Genomic DNA, 15,661 nt, shown 5'->3' on the forward strand with positions numbered 1-15,661 from the left:
GCGGGACGATTCGCGGTTGCCAATGAGGAGGCGAACCAGCACGGCGTTGACGAGGCTACGCAAGCGTTCAGACCCGCCAGGCCGCGAGCTGGACCAGAGCTCGGCCACGCGACGCAGCCCCCTCAGAACAACGGTTGAGCGAAACAAGCGGCACTCAAACCACAAAGCCAGCCGAAAGAAAACACCCCTCACGTAAACTCGACCGCTCCACCCCAGAGAAAGCCCCCCATGTTCGGCATCGCTGACTACGGCGCCTTCGTCGCCGCCATCGTCCTGTTCCTCGCCATCCCCGGCCCGGGCAACCTCGCCCTCATCACCTCCACCGGCAAAGGCGGCATCCGGGGCGGCATGGCGGCCACCTTCGGCGTCATCGCCGGCGACCAGGTCCTGATGTGGCTGGCCGTGGCCGGCGTGGCCGCGCTGCTCGCCGCCTACCCGGCCGCCTTCAGCTTCGTGCAATGGGCCGGCGCCGCCTACCTCGCCTGGCTGGGCTGGAAGATGCTCACCGCCAAGCCTGGTGACGCGCCCGTGCTCAACATCCGCCCCAGCCAGTTCTTCCAGCAGGCCGTCACCATCACCCTGCTCAACCCCAAGGCCATCGTCTTCTACATGGCCTTCTTCCCGCTCTTCGTCGACCCGACGCGCCACCAGGGGCTCATCACCTTCGGTGCCATGGCCGCGACCATCGCCTTCCTGACCTTCCTCTACGGCCTGACGGTTGTGCTGCTGATCCACTTCCTGGCTGAGCGCATGCGCGCCAACCCGCGCATCACCCAGACGCTGAACAAGCTCGCCGGCGTCTTCCTCATCGGTTTCGGCGTCAAGCTGGCCATCTCCAAATAAGCACCGAGGTCCGAACAGATGGCGAAGATCTTTTGCGTGGCCAACCAGAAGGGCGGGGTCGGCAAGACCACCACCACCGTCAACCTCGCGGCTGGTCTGGCCAAGGTGGGGCAGCGCGTGCTGATGGTGGACCTGGACCCGCAGGGCAACGCCACCATGGGTTCGGGCGTGGACAAGCGCAGCATGGCGCTGTCGGTCTACGACGTGCTGCTGGAGTCGGCTTCGGTGGCCGAGGCGGCCATCCATTCCGAAAAATGCGGCTACCACGTGCTCGGCGCCAACCGCGAACTGGCCGGCGCCGAAGTCGAACTGGTCGAGCTGGAGCGGCGCGACCAGCGCCTGAAAACCGCCTTGGCCGCCGTGGATGCCGACTACGACTTCGTGCTCATCGACTGCCCGCCCTCGCTGTCCATGCTCACGCTCAATGGACTGTGCTCGGCGCACGGCGTCATCGTGCCCATGCAGTGCGAGTACTTCGCGCTCGAAGGCCTGACCGACCTGGTCAACACCATCAAGCAGGTGCACGCCAACCTCAACCCCGACCTGCAGATCATCGGCCTGCTGCGCGTCATGTACGACCCGCGCATCACGCTGCAGCAGCAGGTCAGCGACCAGCTCAAGGCCCACTTCGGCGACAAGGTGTTCGACACCGTGATTCCGCGCAACGTGCGCCTGGCCGAGGCGCCCAGCTACGGTTTGCCCGGCGTGGTGTTCGATCCGTCCGCCCGCGGCAGCCAGGCCTTCATCACATTCGCCAACGAGATGGTCGATCGCATCCGGAAGATGTGATGTGAGCGCCTGCTTTTTCTAAATCCCATATGAAACCAGAGAATGTCCTGATTCTTCCGGGCTGGCAGAACAGCGGCCCTGAGCACTGGCAGAGCCGATGGGAAGCCTTGCACGGTTACCGCCGCGTGGACCAGCACGACTGGATGACGCCCAGACGCGGCGACTGGATCGCCCGGCTGGAAGACGTGATCCTGGGTTGCGACGGCCCGGTGCTGCTGGTCGCACACAGCCTGGGCTGCATCCTCACGGCCGCCTGGGCCGAGGTCTCGCGCAGCACCGGCCGCGTGCAGGGCGCGCTGCTGGTCGCGCCCGGCGACCCGGAGCGCGACGAGCTGCGTCCCCTGCTGCCCAGCTGGGCACCCATCGTCCGCCAGCGCCTGCCGTTCCCCAGCATCCTGGTGGGCAGCCGCGACGACCCGTATTGCAGCTTCAACAAGGCGCAGTCCCTGGCCGGGAGCTGGGGCTCGCGTTTCATCGACTACGGCGAGCGCGGCCACATCAACGCGGAGTCCGGGTTGGGCGACTGGCCGGAGGGGCGTGAGCTGCTGAGCGAACTGACAGAAAAGAAAGACAACTGAGATGGTCACCAAAAAACCCAAGGGCCTCGGCCGCGGACTCGAAGCCCTGCTCGGACCCAAGGTCGCCGACGCGCCCGCTGCGGCCCCCGCCGCTGAAGGCACGCCCAGCCGCCTGGCGCTGGACCAGCTGGTCGCCGGCGTCTACCAGCCGCGCACGCGCATGGACGAGGGCGCGCTCTACGAGCTGGCCGAGTCGATCAAGGCGCAGGGCATCATGCAGCCCATCCTGGTGCGCCAGCTGGCCGACGGGCCGAATGCCGGCAAGTACGAAATCATCGCGGGCGAGCGGCGCTTCCGCGCCTCGAAGCTGGCGGGTCTGACCGAGGTGCCGGTGCTGGTGCGCGACGTGCCCGACGAGTCCGCCGCGGCGATGGCGCTGATCGAGAACATCCAGCGCGAGGACCTGAACCCGCTGGAAGAGGCGCAGGGCCTGCAGCGGCTGGTGAAGGAATTCGGCCTGACGCACGAACAGGCCGCGCAGGCTGTGGGGCGCTCGCGCTCGGCCGCGTCCAACCTGTTGCGCCTGTTGCAGCTGGCCGAGCCGGTGCAGACCATGCTGATGGCCGGCGACATCGACATGGGCCATGCGCGCGCGCTGCTGTCGCTGGAGAAGGCGGCGCAGATCACGGCGGGCAACCAGATCGCGGCGAAGAAGCTGTCGGTGCGCGAGGCCGAGAACCTGGTCAAGAAGATCGGCGCCGAGTTCAACCTGGTGCCGCAGCAGCCCAAGAAGGAAAAGTCGCGCGACATCCGCCGGGTCGAGGAAGAGCTGTCCGACCTGCTGACCGCCGAGGTCGAGGTGCGCATCAAGAAGCGCGTCAAGCGCCACGGCCGCGTCGAGGAGATGGGCGAACTGGCGATCCAGTTCGGCTCGCTGGACGAGCTCAACGGTCTGATCGACAGGCTGCGCAACGAGCGCTGACTCCGGCAGGTTTCGTTTTTGTGGCGTCCTTACCACCCATGGAACATGAGGCTCCTGGGGCTGGAAAACGCCGCATTCAGGGCATGTGGCTACACTCGTGACCCTCGATTCAGAGGCATGCCGCGAGACCACACGCCTTGTGGCCCGCCGCTGGCGAGGACGACCTCGTCGGCGTTTCTCTCCCACGGGACGACCCGCAGTCTGGTACGCCTGTACCAGGGAGCCGCTCCATGACTTGGTTCTTTCTGGTTGTTGCCGGCCTTTTTGAAATTGGCTGGGCAATTGGATTGAAGTACACCGAAGGATTCACGCGATTCTGGCCAACGGCAGGAACGATCGGCGCGATGGTTGTCAGCGTCGCATTGCTCGGCCTGGCGATGCGCACCCTGCCTGTCGGCACCGCCTATGCGGTGTGGACGGGCATCGGGGCCGTGGGCACGGTCGTTCTGGGAATGCTCCTCTTCAACGAACCAGCCACCTTCGGCAGGCTGGCATGCGTGGGCCTCATCCTCGCGGGCATCGTGGGGCTGAAGCTGACGACGTAGAGCGTCGTGCATCGAGAGGCCACGGCTGGGACGGGCCTTCCCCTCTTGAAAAAGAAACGCCCCAGTCGTTGACTGGGGCGGACCTGTCGGCTCTCACCGGAGAGCCTCTATCTGGTTGCGTTGCGCGAAGGAGGGGAGATCAGTTCCCCACCTTCAGCTGGCCGCCCTTGCCCAGACCGCCCTTGACTTCCTGTGCCTTGTAGTTGCGCAGGGCGATGACCATCTGGTTGTAGGAATCGGTGAACGCGGCCACCGTGGCCTTGCCGGCCGGCGAGCGCGAGAAGCCGCCGAGCGAACCGGCCGCGCTGGGGCCGAACGCGCTCAGGGCCGCGCCGTAGTTGGTGGCGGTGGCGTTGCCTTCGGAGATCGCGATCTGCACGCCCGAGCGGATGTCGAACATGGTCAGCGTCACGACCGAGGCCTTGCTTTCCAGACCACCGGCGATGGCGGCCAGGTTGCGGTTGCGGCCACCCAGCAGGCCACCCAGCGCGCCGACCACCTGGCCGGTCGACTCGTTGTCGATGATGATCGCGGGTTCGAGGTAGTAGTCGGCCGCGACGCGCTGGCCCTTCTGCTGCTGCGAACCGGCGCGGAACTCACCCGAGTTGCGCTGCTTGTCGGTGATGGCGGAGATCTTGCTCTCGGTCTTGTTGTTGCCGATCGAGGTGATCACGAAGCAGTTGGACTGGGCCACAGCCAGGCGGATCAGCGGCTCGATGGTGGTGACCTGGGTGGCGGCACCGAAGCTGCCCCACCATTCTTTGCCGCGGCCGTCGTCGACCGCCAGGGTGCCCAGCGGCGAAGCGCAGCGCTCCAGCGATTCGTTGGCGCCGACGCTGGTGCCGCCGGCGGCGGCGCCGGTGGCGGCGGTCGGGCTGGAGCCGGTGGTCACGCGGCCGCCGCCCGCGCCGCCGCAGGCGGTGAGCGTCAGGCCCAGGGCCAGGGCGATCGCAACGCGGGAGGGGGTGGTGTTCAGTTTCATGGATACCTTCCTGGTGTCAGTCAAAAAACATGGCAGGCCGCTTTGGATGAGCCGGCCCGCCGGGGGGGTCAATAGTAGTGCCAGCGGCCGTCGCGCCAGTAGGTGCGGTAGGCGTAGCCGCTGTACCAGCCCGCCACCCAGCCGTTCTTGCGCACGGTTTCACGCCATTCGTAGTCTGTCTGCGCCTGCTCCTTGGCCTTGCGCGCCTGGGTGAGCAGCTTCTTGGCTTCCTTGTCGCCCTTGTCGGCGGCCATCATCAGCCAGCGCTCGGCTTCAACGGGATCGGAGCCCATTTCTTCCAGGCCGAACAGGTAGAAGCGGCCCAGGGCCTGGGCGGCCTTGAAGTCGCCGCGCTCGCCGGCGTCGCGCATCCACTTGATGGCCAGGTAGCTGTCCTTCTTCACGCCATCGCCGCGGAAGAAGCGCAGACCCAGGTCGTAGGCCGCGCGGGGGTCCTTGGCGGCCATGGCCTCCAGCGCCAGCAGCTTGGGGTTCTGGGCCGGGTCGGGCTGGGCGGCCAGCTCGGCTTCGAAGGTCGCGGTGTTGCGCGGCCGGTCGGAGCAGCCGCTGGCGTCGCAGATGCGGATGGTGTCCTGGGCGAAGGCCGCCGAAGACACCAGCAGCAGGGAAAGGCAGAGTTGTTTCATGGGACCGCCTGCAGGGGTGTGACAGAAGAAAAAAGTGTACAGCGCCATTTTCTTGCTGCACAGCGGCCCGACCCTCGGGCTCCGGACCGCTGGCTCCCCTGCGTGGAGGAGGTGCCGGGCTCAGAGCGCGAAGATCTTGCCCGGGTTGAGGATGTTGTCCGGGTCCAGTGCGCGCTTGATGGTGCGCATCACGGTGATGGCGCCGTCGCCGGCCTCGCGGCGCAGGAAGTCCATCTTGTGCAGGCCCACGCCGTGTTCGCCGGTGCAGGTGCCTTCCAGGTCGAGCGCGCGCGCCACCAGTTTCTGGTTCAGCGCCTCGGCGGTGTGGTGCTCCTCGGGCTTGGCCGGGTCGATCAGGTAACCGAAGTGGAAGTTGCCGTCGCCCACGTGGCCGACCAGGAAGTAGGGGATGCCGCTGGCGTCGGCCTCGGCCACCGAGTCGAGCAGGCAGTCGGCCAGGCGGCTGATTGGCACGCAGGTGTCGGTGCTGATGGCGCGGCAGCCGGGCCTGCTCTGGATGGCGGCGAAGTAGGCGTTGTGCCGCGCGGTCCACAGGCGGGTGCGCTCCTCGGGCGTGGTCGCCCATTCGAAGGCGTTGCCGCCGAACTCGCCGGCGATCTCCTGCACCGTCTCGGCCTGCTCCTTCACGCTCGCGGGCGAGCCGTGGAATTCCATCAGCAGCATGTGTTCTTCGCGCAGGCCCAGCTTGCTGTGCGCGTTCACCATGCGCACGGTGTTGGCGTCGATCAGCTCGCAGCGCGCGATCGGCACGCCCAGCTGGATCACCTGGATCACGGTGCGCACCGCCGCTTCAATGGTGGGAAACGAGCAGGTTGCGGCCGAGATCGCCTCGGGCAGCGGGTAGAGCTTGAGCGTGATTTCGGTGATGACGCCCAGCGTGCCTTCGCTGCCCACCATCAGGCGCGTGAGGTCGTAGCCGGCAGAGGATTTCTTGGCGCGCGTGCCGGTGCGGATGATCTCGCCCTGCGCGGTCACCACTTCCAGCGCCAGCACGTTCTCGCGCATGGTGCCGTAGCGCACGGCGTTCGTCCCGCTGGCGCGGGTGGCGGTCATGCCGCCGATCGAGGCGTCCGCGCCCGGGTCGATGGGGAAGAACAGGCCTTCGCTTTTTACCGCGTTGTTCACGCCCATGCGGGTGATGCCGGGTTGCACGGTGACGGTGAGGTCTTCGGCGTTGATGGACAGCACCTGGTCCATGCGGCTGACGTCGATGCTGATGCCGCCCTGCACGGCCAGCAGGTGGCCTTCGAGCGAGGAACCGACGCCAAAGGGAATGACCGGCACCTTGTATTGCGCGGCCAGTTTCACCGCGTCGGCCACGTCCTGCGTGGACTCGGCGAAAACCACGGCCGAGGGCGGCGGCACTTCGAAGATCGACTCGTCGCGGCCGTGCTGCTCGCGCACCGCCTGGGCGGTGGAGCAGCGGGCGCCAAAGCGCGACTGCAGGGCCTGGATGAGTGCGGGGGGCACCTCGCGCAGCGAAAGCTCGGGCGCGAGGTGGGAGGCGGTGGTGGGGGCGTTCATGGCGGTCTCCTGGTCGGTGCGGGCCTGTCGCGCCCGTGATCAGCCGGCAGTGTAGACCGGGCGTCCCGCCGCGAACAGCGCGCACGGGACTGCCCCCACCCGGTACATCACATCTTCATGGCCTTGCCGAATTCGGCCGCGCTGATCGTGCCGTCCTTGTCGGCGTCGGCGCTGTCGAACTTGGCGGCCAGGGCCGGCAGGGTGGTGGCTTCGTCTTTGCTGAGCTTGCCGTCGGCGTTCTTGTCGGCCTTGGTGAAGGCGGCCGTGATCTCGGTGTCGGTGGCCGCGGGCTTGGCCGGGGCGGCGGTGCTCTGCGCGTAGGCGCTGCCGGCCACCCCCAGGGTGACGCCGGCGATCAGCAGCAGGCTGCGGGCTTCGAACGAGGTGAGACGGACAAATCGTCGGGACATGGGTCGCTCCTTGAATGTTGAAGGGACGCCCATTGCACCGTCGATGACCCCACGGGGCCAGTGTTTTTGCCGCCTGTTTCCGCACGCATGCTCTGCTTGCCTCAGACACATTTGTGAGCCTTCGCTTACAGCACCATGCCCCCGTCGCCGGCTTTCACGGACAATGGTCCGGTGCGGCGCGCAACAGGTGCGCCGCGGCAGCAGGAGACCTCCATGGGCAACCGCCTATCCCAAATTGCAACCCGCACCGGCGACGCCGGCACCACCGGTCTGGGCGACAACGCCCGCGTGTCCAAGAACAGCCTGCGCGTGCACGCGATGGGCGAGGTGGACGAACTCAACTCCCACATCGGCCTGCTGCTGTGCGAAGACATGCCGGCCGATGTGCGCACGCTGCTGGTCGAGATCCAGCACCAGCTGTTCAACCTTGGTGGTGAGCTGTCCATCCCCGGCTACGAGCTGCTCAAGCCCGAGGCCGTGCTGGCGCTGGACGAGGCCCTGGCCACTTATAACGAACAGCTGCCGCGCCTGCAGGAGTTCATCCTGCCCGCCGGCAACCGCGCCGCCAGCCAGGCCCATGTGTGCCGCACCGTGGCGCGCCGCGCCGAGCGTCACTTGGTGGCCCTGGGCAACGAAGAGGCCATCAAGGAGGCGCCGCGCCAGTACCTCAACCGCCTGTCCGACCTGATGTTCGTGCTCGCGCGTGTGCTCAACCGCATGAACGGCGGCGACGACGTGTACTGGAAAAGCGAGCGGCTGCAGCAGGGCGGCCAGGAGTGAAACCGCTGCTGCTCATGGCACTGGCGCTGGTGCTCGCGGCGCCCGGGGTGGTCGCGGCCGCCGCCAGCCGCGTCGGCCTGGTCTGCGAGGCGGTCTACGCGCCGGCGCGGGAGATCTGGGTGCGCCGGGTCGAGATCAGCTACGACGACCAGCGTGTGAGTGCGGTCGGCATCGACGGCGTGCCGGTGCACAGCTTTGCGGTCAATGGCACGGTCATCCTCACCGCGCTGGACAACGAGCGCATCCAGATCGACGTGGCGCGGCTGTCCTGGCAGAGCGACTTCCGCGGCCTGGCCCAGTCGCAAGGCCGCTGCGAACGGGCGGTGTGAACCGCCGCCGGCCGGCGGTCAGGTATCGATGTGCAGCCCGGCCGTGTCGGGCCGCTGGCCGCTGTTCAGCCGGATGCGCAGCGAGAGGTCGGTGCGCGAGTCGGCGTGCTCCACCGCCTGCTCGGCCGTGAGTTCGCCCTGGGTGTACAGGTCGTAGAGCGACTGGTCGAAGGTGCGCATGCCCTGCTCGTTGCTCTTGGCCATCACATCCTTGATGTCGTCCACCTGCCCCTTCTGGATCAGGTCAGAGATATAGGGCGACAGCAGCATCACTTCCACCGCAGGCACCAGCTTGCCCTGCACGCCGCGGATCAGGCGCTGGCCCACCACGCCCTTGAGGTTGAGCGACAGGTCCATCAGCACCTGCCTGTGGGCCGCCTCGGGGAAGAAGTTGAGGATGCGCTGGATCGCCTGGTTGGCGTTGTTGGCGTGCAGCGTGGACAGGCACAGGTGACCGGTCTCGGCGTAGGCCAGCGCGTGCTGCATGGTGTTGAGGTCGCGGATCTCGCCGATCATGATCACGTCCGGCGCCTCGCGCATGGCGTGCCGCAGGGCCTCGTCGAAGGACTTGGTGTCCAGACCGACTTCGCGCTGGTCGACGATGGACTTGCCATGGCTGTGCTCGAACTCCATCGGGTCTTCGACGGTCAGGATGTGGCCGGCCGCATTCTGGTTGCGGTGGTCGATCAGCGACGCCAGCGTGGTCGACTTGCCCGATCCTGCGGCACCCACGATCAGCACCAGCCCGCGCTTGAGCATGGACAGGCGGCTGATCGACGCCGGCAGTTTGAGTGTCTCCAGCGAGGGAATGCGGGCGTTGACGTGCCGCACCACCACGGCCACCTCGCCGCGCTGGCGGAACACATTGATCCGGAAGCGGCCCAGGCCGTTGATGGCGACGGCCAGATCGCACTCCAGTGTGGCCTCGAACTCGCGGATCTGCGACTCGCGCATCGCGGAGTACGCCAGCCGCTTGATGCGCTCCGGGTTCAGGGGGTCTTCCTGCAGGCGCCGCATGACGCCATGCACCTTGAGGGCGGGCGGGGTGCCGGCCGAGAGAAACAGGTCGGACGCCCCGTGCGTGACCATGGCCGACAGGTAGTGGCTGAGGTCGTCTTCGGGCGAGGGAAAGATGGGGTCCATGGTCAGGAAAAGGACGGCTTTATTTCCTTATCGGCCGCCGGTGCCCTGTCTTGACCACTTCTGATCTGTGTCAGTTCCCTTCCGGCCGGACCGGGGCACACTGATGTGCATCAACACCATGAGCAAGCGTTTTCCCGCCAACCCGCCCCACCCCGAGCGCAACTGCTGGGGCTGCGACCGCTATTGCGCGGCGAACAGCATGCTGTGTGGCAACGGCTCGGAGCGCACCCAGCACCCGGCCGAGCTGTTCGGGCCGGACTGGGCGGCGTGGGAGGCGCCCACCGAAGCGGAGGCCGGAGCCCCGCTCAGCGGGGTTGAAGAATCGCCATCGTGATGCGCGAGACGCAGGTCAGTTCGCCGGCGTCGTTCTTCAGCTCGATCTGCCAGACCTGGGTCGTGCGGCCGATGTGCACCGGCCGCGCGGTGCCCGTCACCCAGCCGCTGGTGGCGCCCTTGAGGTGGTTGGCGTTGATGTCCAGGCCCACCGCGCGGTAGCCTTCCGGCACGCTGAACGCGGCGCCGCAGGAACCCAGCGTTTCCGCCAGCACCACGCTGACGCCGCCGTGGAACAGGCCGTAGGGCTGGATGGTCCGTCGGTCGACCGGCAGGCGGGCGGTGATGAAATCGTCGCCCACCTCCAGGAATTCCATGCCCAGATGCTCGTTGGCCGTGCCGCGGCTGACGGCGGTGAGGATCTCGCAGGAGATGGGTTGCTTCCACACACGTGCCATGGTTCAGGCCTTCTTTCGTCCGATCAGCGCCCACAGCAGAATGGCGCCGAAGGTGGCGGTGCCGATGCCGCCCAGCGCGAAGCCGCCGAACTTGAGCGTGTAGTCGCCGGTGCCCAGCACCAGGGTGATGGCCGCGACCAGCAGGTTGCGGTTGTCCGAGAAGTCGACCTTGTTGTCGACCCAGATCTTGGCGCCGGCGATCGCGATCAGACCGAACACCACGATGGACACGCCGCCCATCACGGCCAGCGGAATCGCCTGGATCAGGGCGCCGAACTTGGGACTGAAACCGAGCAGGATGGCCATCAGGCCGGCCACCAGGAACACGGCGGTCGAGTAGATCTTGGTCGCGGCCATGACGCCGATGTTCTCGGCATACGTCGTCACGCCGGTGCCGCCGGCGCTGCCGGCCACCATGGTGGCGACGCCGTCGCCGATGAAGGCGCGGCCCATGTACTGGTCCAGGTTCTTGCCGGTCATCGCGGTCACGGCCTTGATGTGGCCCAGGTTCTCGGCCACCAGGATGATGGCGACGGGCGCGATCAGCAGCATGGCGTTGGCGCTGAACACCGGGGCGCTGAAGTTGGGCATGCCGAACCAGGCGGCGCTGGCGATGCCCGACAGGTCCAGCGGCTTGCCCAGGCCCATGCCGTTGGTGAGCACCGCGTAGACGACGCTGGCGACGATCAGGCCCACCAGGATCAGCAGGCGCTGCACCATGCCGCTGCTGAACACGGCCACCAGGGCGACGCAGACGAAGGTGATGCCCTGCATCCACTTGTCGAAGTCGGTCGGCGCCATGTTCTTGATCGGGATGCCGGCCAGGTTCAGGCCGATCACCGCCACCACCGCGCCGGTGACCACCGGGGGCATGAAGCGCTCGATCCAGCCGGTGCCGATGGCCTGCACCACCACGCCGATCAGGGTGTAGAGCAGACCGCAGGCAATGATGCCCCCCAGCGCCACACCGATGTTGGCGTTGGGGCCGGAGCCGGCGTAGCCGGTGGCGGCGATGACAACGCCGATGAAGGCGAAGCTCGACCCAAGGTAGCTGGGCACCTTGCCGCCGGTGATGAGGAAGAAGATCAGGGTGCCGATGCCGCTCATCAGGATGGCGACGTTCGGGTCGAAACCCATGAGGATGGGGGCGAGCACCGTGGCGCCGAACATGGCGATCAGGTGCTGCACGCCCATCACGCCCGTCTGCGGCCAGGGCAGGCGTTCATCGGGGCCGATGACGCCGCCGTTGGCGAGGGTGGTGGGGGATTTTTCGGTCCAGCTGAGCAGGCCCATGGTTTCTCCTTCTCGTGTTGTGATGGGCCGGGATTCTGCGCGCAAATTGGCCGGCGCGCCGCTCAGCCGGCGATGGCCGGCAGCACCTCGCCCCGGCATTCGCCGAAGCCGATGCGCGCCGCGCCGGGCTTCTCGCACCAGCCGCGCAGCACCACGGTGTCGCCATCCTCGAGGAAGGTGCGCGTCTCGCCCGTGGCGGCCAGGGGAATCTGCCGGGTGCCGCCCAGCGAGAGTTCCACGATGGCGCCCGCCTCTTCGTAGGTCGGGCCGGAGATGGTGCCGGTGCCCAGCAGGTCGCCGGGCTGCAGGTTGCAGCCGTTGTTGGCGTGCTGCGTCAGCATCTGTGCGATGGTCCAGTACTGGTGGCGGAAGCTCGTGGCCGACAGCCGGTCGGGCGCCACGCCCTTGGCGCGGTGCTGCGCCGATTCCAGCAGCACCTCCAGCTGCACGTCCACACCGCCCTGCGCGCTGTTGGCGGCGCTGTCCAGGTAGGGCAGGGGCTGGGGCTCGTCGGCCGGGTGGGCGAAGGGCACGCGGTAGGGCGCCAGCGCCTCCATGGTCACGATCCAGGGCGAGACGCTGGTGCAGAAGTTCTTGCCCAGGAAGGGGCCGAGCGGCGCCATTTCCCAGAACTGGTGGTCGCGCGCCGACCAGTCGTTGAGCAGGCACATGCCGAAGATGTGCTGCTCGGCCTCGCCGATGGGGATGGGCTGGCCCAGGGCGTTGCCGGGGCCGACGTAGAAGCCCATTTCCAGCTCGTAGTCGAGCCGGCGGCAGGGGCCGTACACCGGCGCCGACGCGCCCGGGGCCATGGCCTGGCCGTGCGGGCGGTGGAAGGGCGTGCCGCTGATCACCACGCTGGACGCCCGGCCGTGGTAGGCGATGGGAATCCACTGGAAGTTGGGCGTGAGCGGGTCGTCGGGCCGGATCACGCGGCCCACGTTGCGCGCGTGGTGGATCGAGGTGTAGAAGTCGGTGTAGTCGCCGATGCGCGTGGGCACGCTGTGCTCCACGGCGCTTTGCGGCACCAGGCAGGCGTGCAGGGCGCTCACCACGGTGGCGTCGGCGTCGTGGCGCAGCGCCGCAAACAGCGCGTGGCGCAGCGCGCGCCAGGCGGCTGGGCCCATGGCCAGCAGGTCGTTGAGCGCGGGCTGTGCCGCGGCCCGGGCCGCGTCGGCGGCCAGGCCGTCCAGCACGCCAGACGCCGACACCGCCGCCAGGTCGATCACCTGGTCGCCGATGGCCACGCCACCGCGGAAGGGCTCGCCCGTGCCTCGGCGGCGGAACACGCCGAAGGGAAGGTTCTGGATCGGGAAGTCGGTGCCCGGCTCGTTGGCCGAGGTCAGCCAGCTGCGGGCGGCGGGGTCGTGGGTGTGGTTGAGCGTCATGGCGGACTCCGTTCAGGCCGAGGGCATCAGGGCGTCGTCGAAGATCGCGACCGCGCGCGTCCAGCCGGCCGAGGCGCCGCGGATCTTGTGCGGGAAGCAGGAGATGTAGAAGCCGGTCGGCGGCAGGGCTTCGAGGTTGTGCAGCTTCTCCAGGTGGCAGTAGCCGATGTCGCGGCCGGCCTTGTGGCCTTCCCAGATCAGGCTGGCGTCCTTCGATTCGGCGTACTTCTGCGCGGTGTAGACGAAGGGCGCGTCCCAGCTCCAGGCGTCGGTGCCGGTCAGGCGCACGCCGCGTTCGAGCAGGTACATGGTGGCGTCGTAGCCCATGCCGCAGCCGGCGCTGACAAAGTCGTTGTGGCCGTAGCGGCTGCCGGCGCGGGTGTTGACCACCACGATCTCCAGCGGGCTCAGCGTGTGGCCGATGCGCGCCAGCTCGGCCTCGACGTCGGCGGCGGTGACCACGTAGCCGTCGGCGAAGTGGCGGAAGTCCAGCTTCACGCCCGGCTGGAAGCACCACTCCAGCGGCACCTCGTCGATGGTCCAGGCCTTCTTCTTCTCGCCCAGCGCCTTGTCCATGGTGCTGTGGAAGTGGTAGGGCGCGTCCAGGTGGGTGCCGTTGTGGGTCGAGAGCTGGATCGTCTCCACCGCCCACACATCGCCGTCGGGCAGGTCTTCCTGCTTGAGGCCCGGGAAGAACGGCGCCATCTGCTCGAAGGAGTTCTTGTGGTCGAAGTACTGGATCTTGGGCGCGAAGGCCGGCGGGTCGGAGATGACGTCGTTTTCCAGGTAGATCGAGAGGTCGACGAATCGGCGGGTCATGGGGTGCTCCTTGGGTTTCTGTGTGGGGGTGCGCTCAGGTGCTCACTTGAGCAGCACCAGACTCAGCGACGGGAAGGCCATCAGCAGCAGCAGCACGCCCACCATGATCAGCGTGAACGGTCCGGTGCCGCGGAAGATGTCGCCCAGCGTGATGCGCGGGTCGTTCAGCGAGCTCTTGACCACGTAGGCCGAGAGCCCGAACGGTGGCGTGAGCAGGCCGATCTCCACCGCCACCACGGTGACCACGCCGAACCAGATCAGGTCCATGCCGAACTGCTCGGCGATCGGCAGCATCAGCGGCAGCACGATCAGCAGGATGGACGACGAGTCGATCACCGTGCCCAGCAGGACGATGATGAACACATAGACCAGCATGAAGGCGAACGGGCCGAAGCCGGCGTGACTGATCAGCTCCATCAGGAACTGCGGCATGCCCGACATGGCCAGCATGCGGGTGTAGATGCTGGCGCAGATGATGAGGAAGCTGACCGCCACCGTGACGTGGCCGGTTTCGGTCAGCACCTCCCAGAACGCCCTGGCCGTGAGCTTGCGCCGCAGCACCGCGATCAGCAGCGCCAGCGCCGCGCCCACCGCGCCGGCCTCGGTGGCGGTGAACAGGCCGCCGTACAGGCCGCCCAGCACGCCGCCGATCATCAGCACGATGGGCACCAGCTTGATGACCATGGTCAGCGGGCTCATGTCTTCCCCGTCGGGCACCGGCATCTCGCCGCCGGTGTAGACCATGGACGGTTTGAAGTAGGCCGCCAGCACGATGCCGATGGCGAACGCCGCGGCCAGCAGCAGGCCGGGCACGATGCCGGCAGTGAACAGGTCGCCCACCGACTGGTTGGCCAGGAAGCCGTAGAGGATCATCAGCAGGCTGGGCGGGATCAGCATGCCCAGCACCGAGGAGCCGGCCACCACACCCACAGCGAACTTCGGCTGGTAGCCGAAGCGCATCATCTGCGGCACCGCCACGCGGGTGAACACCGCGGCCGAGGCGATGGAGATGCCGGTGATGGCGGCGAACACCGCGTTGGACGCCACGGTGGCCACGCCCAGGCCGCCGCGCAGGCGGCGGAACAGCTGGTTGGCGACCTCGAAGGCGTCCTTGCCGATGTCGGCCCGCGCCACCAGGAAGCCGGTCAGCACGAACAGCGGCACCACGCCGAAGATGTGGCTGGCGATGGCGTCGCTCGACGCCTGCGCCAGCAGGTTGGCGGCCACGCCGATGTCGTCGCGGATGATCCAGACGCCGACGAAGGACACCAGGCCCAGCACCACGGCCACGTGCAGTCCGCCCCAGATCAGCAGCAGCATCAGCACCAGCGAGAGCACGGCGACGGTGGTGGCGCTCATGGGCGATCCTCCCGCCCGGCCGCCAGACGTTGCCCGCGCTGCAGGTCGAGTACGGCCAGCAGCACAAAGGTCAGCGCCGTCATGGCCAGCCCGATCAGCATCATCAGCCGCACCGGCCAGACCGGCGCCATGAAATCGCCCAGCGCCCCCACGTACTCGCGCGAGGCGATGGACTCGATCAGCGAGGGCCAGGCGGCCCAGAGAATCACGGCCATCAGCAGCGCCCCCAGACCGTGGTACAGCGCCTGCAGCCGCGCGGCCAGCACCGGCCGCTCGCGCTTGAGCCGGTCCAGCAGCATGTCGGCGCGGGTGAAGCGGCCGCAGCGCAGGGTGTCGGCCAGCTGCAGGAACACGATGCCCACGATGGACAGCGACACCAGCTCGGTCACGCCGCGCACCGGCGCATCGAAGCCGGTGCGCCCGACGATGTCGGTGTTGATCAGCAGCATCAGGCCGATGATGAGCAGCGTGCCCAGGGCGTTGAGCGCCTGGGTGATCCGGTGCAGCCCGAAGGGCAGGGGCAGGTTGTAGGCATCCTGCGGAGGGTGGCTCATGGGG

The 15,661-nt window shown here is 67.8% G+C and carries 19 protein-coding genes; 8 read left to right on the top strand and 11 right to left on the bottom strand.

The annotated features are described in order from the left end of the window. Window positions 1-228: 228 nt before the first annotated feature. The 5 genes from HPF_RS00745 (at window position 229) to sugE (ending at window position 3,677) form a co-directional block, all read left to right on the top strand. Window positions 229-843 (top strand): LysE family transporter, encoded by a 615-nt coding sequence (locus HPF_RS00745; RefSeq protein WP_133155452.1) that lies wholly within the window; start codon window positions 229-231, stop codon window positions 841-843. Window positions 844-861: 18 nt separating this feature from the next. Continuing rightward, window positions 862-1,632, top strand: a complete 771-nt coding sequence (locus tag HPF_RS00750) for a ParA family protein (protein ID WP_133155453.1) — start codon at window positions 862-864, stop codon at window positions 1,630-1,632. Between the two features lie 29 nt (window positions 1,633-1,661). Then, a complete protein-coding gene (locus tag HPF_RS00755) occupies window positions 1,662-2,210 on the top strand; it encodes an RBBP9/YdeN family alpha/beta hydrolase (RefSeq protein ID WP_133155454.1) in 549 nt (182 codons plus the stop codon). A 1-nt stretch (window position 2,211) separates the two neighbouring features. Beyond that, the gene (locus tag HPF_RS00760; protein ID WP_133155455.1) at window positions 2,212-3,132 is read left to right on the top strand and encodes a ParB/RepB/Spo0J family partition protein; all 921 of its coding nucleotides are present in this window, start codon (window positions 2,212-2,214) and stop codon (window positions 3,130-3,132) included. 230 nt (window positions 3,133-3,362) lie between these two features. After that, window positions 3,363-3,677 carry a quaternary ammonium compound efflux SMR transporter SugE gene (gene sugE / locus HPF_RS00765; protein ID WP_066152204.1) on the top strand — a complete coding sequence of 105 codons (315 nt, stop codon included), beginning with the start codon at window positions 3,363-3,365 and terminating at the stop codon, window positions 3,675-3,677. A gap of 139 nt (window positions 3,678-3,816) precedes the next feature. On the opposite strand, the gene HPF_RS23595 is transcribed toward sugE, so the two are convergent. The 4 genes from HPF_RS23595 to HPF_RS00780 form a co-directional block, all read right to left on the bottom strand. Then, the gene (locus HPF_RS23595) at window positions 3,817-4,659 is read right to left on the bottom strand and encodes a hypothetical protein (protein WP_066152209.1); all 843 of its coding nucleotides are present in this window, start codon (window positions 4,657-4,659) and stop codon (window positions 3,817-3,819) included. Between the two features lie 68 nt (window positions 4,660-4,727). After that, window positions 4,728-5,306, bottom strand: a complete 579-nt coding sequence (locus tag HPF_RS00770; protein WP_066152566.1) for a tetratricopeptide repeat protein — start codon at window positions 5,304-5,306, stop codon at window positions 4,728-4,730. 120 nt (window positions 5,307-5,426) lie between these two features. Next, window positions 5,427-6,851, bottom strand: a complete 1,425-nt coding sequence (locus tag HPF_RS00775) for an FAD-binding oxidoreductase (protein ID WP_066152212.1) — start codon at window positions 6,849-6,851, stop codon at window positions 5,427-5,429. 107 nt (window positions 6,852-6,958) lie between these two features. Then, the gene (locus HPF_RS00780; protein ID WP_066152215.1) at window positions 6,959-7,261 is read right to left on the bottom strand and encodes an EF-hand domain-containing protein; all 303 of its coding nucleotides are present in this window, start codon (window positions 7,259-7,261) and stop codon (window positions 6,959-6,961) included. A 213-nt stretch (window positions 7,262-7,474) separates the two neighbouring features. Here HPF_RS00780 and HPF_RS00785 point away from each other — a divergent pair, with 213 nt between their 5' ends. After that, entirely contained in the window at window positions 7,475-8,041 is a 567-nt protein-coding gene (locus tag HPF_RS00785) for a cob(I)yrinic acid a,c-diamide adenosyltransferase (protein ID WP_133155456.1), read from the top strand. Next, entirely contained in the window at window positions 8,038-8,370 is a 333-nt protein-coding gene (locus HPF_RS00790) for a hypothetical protein (RefSeq protein WP_066152221.1), read from the top strand. Before HPF_RS00785 ends, HPF_RS00790 begins: the two co-directional genes overlap by 4 nt. An 18-nt stretch (window positions 8,371-8,388) precedes the next feature. On the opposite strand, the gene HPF_RS00795 is transcribed toward HPF_RS00790, so the two are convergent. Further along, complete coding sequence (locus HPF_RS00795; RefSeq protein ID WP_133155457.1) at window positions 8,389-9,513, bottom strand: PilT/PilU family type 4a pilus ATPase; 1,125 nt, start codon at window positions 9,511-9,513, stop codon at window positions 8,389-8,391. A 118-nt stretch (window positions 9,514-9,631) separates the two neighbouring features. On the opposite strand from HPF_RS00795, the gene HPF_RS00800 reads away from it, so the two are divergent. After that, window positions 9,632-9,847: a DUF3079 domain-containing protein gene (locus tag HPF_RS00800; RefSeq protein ID WP_079366563.1), complete on the top strand. Its 216-nt coding sequence runs from the start codon at window positions 9,632-9,634 to the stop codon at window positions 9,845-9,847. Here HPF_RS00800 and HPF_RS00805 read toward each other — a convergent pair. From HPF_RS00805 to HPF_RS00830, 6 genes are all read right to left on the bottom strand, one after another. Then, window positions 9,819-10,244 (bottom strand): hotdog fold thioesterase, encoded by a 426-nt coding sequence (locus HPF_RS00805; RefSeq protein ID WP_066152227.1) that lies wholly within the window; start codon window positions 10,242-10,244, stop codon window positions 9,819-9,821. The two genes, HPF_RS00800 and HPF_RS00805, sit on opposite strands and share 29 nt — an antisense overlap. 3 nt (window positions 10,245-10,247) lie before the next feature. Beyond that, on the bottom strand, window positions 10,248-11,537 hold the full coding sequence (locus HPF_RS00810) for a solute carrier family 23 protein (RefSeq protein ID WP_133155458.1): 1,290 nt from the start codon (window positions 11,535-11,537) through the stop codon (window positions 10,248-10,250). Window positions 11,538-11,599: 62 nt separating this feature from the next. After that, window positions 11,600-12,925, bottom strand: coding sequence for a fumarylacetoacetase (fahA, locus tag HPF_RS00815; protein WP_133155459.1), 1,326 nt, complete (start codon window positions 12,923-12,925; stop codon window positions 11,600-11,602). A 12-nt stretch (window positions 12,926-12,937) separates the two neighbouring features. Beyond that, a complete protein-coding gene (locus HPF_RS00820; RefSeq protein WP_127805894.1) occupies window positions 12,938-13,744 on the bottom strand; it encodes a cyclase family protein in 807 nt (268 codons plus the stop codon). A gap of 42 nt (window positions 13,745-13,786) precedes the next feature. Next, window positions 13,787-15,103 (bottom strand): TRAP transporter large permease, encoded by a 1,317-nt coding sequence (locus HPF_RS00825; protein ID WP_133155460.1) that lies wholly within the window; start codon window positions 15,101-15,103, stop codon window positions 13,787-13,789. Next, the gene (locus tag HPF_RS00830; protein WP_066152245.1) at window positions 15,100-15,657 is read right to left on the bottom strand and encodes a TRAP transporter small permease subunit; all 558 of its coding nucleotides are present in this window, start codon (window positions 15,655-15,657) and stop codon (window positions 15,100-15,102) included. The genes HPF_RS00825 and HPF_RS00830 overlap by 4 nt, the downstream gene beginning before the upstream one ends. Between the last annotated feature and the right edge of the window lie 4 nt (window positions 15,658-15,661).

It is taken from the genome of Hydrogenophaga pseudoflava, from assembly GCF_004353865.1.
Classification (GTDB): Bacteria; Pseudomonadota; Gammaproteobacteria; order Burkholderiales; family Burkholderiaceae_C; genus Hydrogenophaga; species Hydrogenophaga pseudoflava.

Excerpts from the sequence above, each read along its gene's own strand:
- HPF_RS23595 (WP_066152209.1), bottom strand. The coding sequence starts at position 4,659 with ATGAAACTGAACACCACCCCCTCCCGCGTTGCGATCGCCCTGGCCCTG.
- HPF_RS00800 (WP_079366563.1), top strand. The coding sequence starts at position 9,632 with ATGAGCAAGCGTTTTCCCGCCAACCCGCCCCACCCCGAGCGCAACTGC.
- HPF_RS00780 (WP_066152215.1), bottom strand. The coding sequence starts at position 7,261 with ATGTCCCGACGATTTGTCCGTCTCACCTCGTTCGAAGCCCGCAGCCTG.
- HPF_RS00760 (WP_133155455.1), top strand. The coding sequence starts at position 2,212 with ATGGTCACCAAAAAACCCAAGGGCCTCGGCCGCGGACTCGAAGCCCTG.
- sugE (WP_066152204.1), top strand. The coding sequence starts at position 3,363 with ATGACTTGGTTCTTTCTGGTTGTTGCCGGCCTTTTTGAAATTGGCTGG.
- HPF_RS00810 (WP_133155458.1), bottom strand. The coding sequence starts at position 11,537 with ATGGGCCTGCTCAGCTGGACCGAAAAATCCCCCACCACCCTCGCCAAC.
- HPF_RS00775 (WP_066152212.1), bottom strand. The coding sequence starts at position 6,851 with ATGAACGCCCCCACCACCGCCTCCCACCTCGCGCCCGAGCTTTCGCTG.
- HPF_RS00795 (WP_133155457.1), bottom strand. The coding sequence starts at position 9,513 with ATGGACCCCATCTTTCCCTCGCCCGAAGACGACCTCAGCCACTACCTG.
- HPF_RS00805 (WP_066152227.1), bottom strand. The coding sequence starts at position 10,244 with ATGGCACGTGTGTGGAAGCAACCCATCTCCTGCGAGATCCTCACCGCC.
- HPF_RS00745 (WP_133155452.1), top strand. The coding sequence starts at position 229 with ATGTTCGGCATCGCTGACTACGGCGCCTTCGTCGCCGCCATCGTCCTG.
- HPF_RS00755 (WP_133155454.1), top strand. The coding sequence starts at position 1,662 with ATGAAACCAGAGAATGTCCTGATTCTTCCGGGCTGGCAGAACAGCGGC.
- HPF_RS00830 (WP_066152245.1), bottom strand. The coding sequence starts at position 15,657 with ATGAGCCACCCTCCGCAGGATGCCTACAACCTGCCCCTGCCCTTCGGG.
- HPF_RS00785 (WP_133155456.1), top strand. The coding sequence starts at position 7,475 with ATGGGCAACCGCCTATCCCAAATTGCAACCCGCACCGGCGACGCCGGC.
- HPF_RS00820 (WP_127805894.1), bottom strand. The coding sequence starts at position 13,744 with ATGACCCGCCGATTCGTCGACCTCTCGATCTACCTGGAAAACGACGTC.
- HPF_RS00825 (WP_133155460.1), bottom strand. The coding sequence starts at position 15,103 with ATGAGCGCCACCACCGTCGCCGTGCTCTCGCTGGTGCTGATGCTGCTG.
- HPF_RS00750 (WP_133155453.1), top strand. The coding sequence starts at position 862 with ATGGCGAAGATCTTTTGCGTGGCCAACCAGAAGGGCGGGGTCGGCAAG.
- HPF_RS00770 (WP_066152566.1), bottom strand. The coding sequence starts at position 5,306 with ATGAAACAACTCTGCCTTTCCCTGCTGCTGGTGTCTTCGGCGGCCTTC.
- fahA (WP_133155459.1), bottom strand. The coding sequence starts at position 12,925 with ATGACGCTCAACCACACCCACGACCCCGCCGCCCGCAGCTGGCTGACC.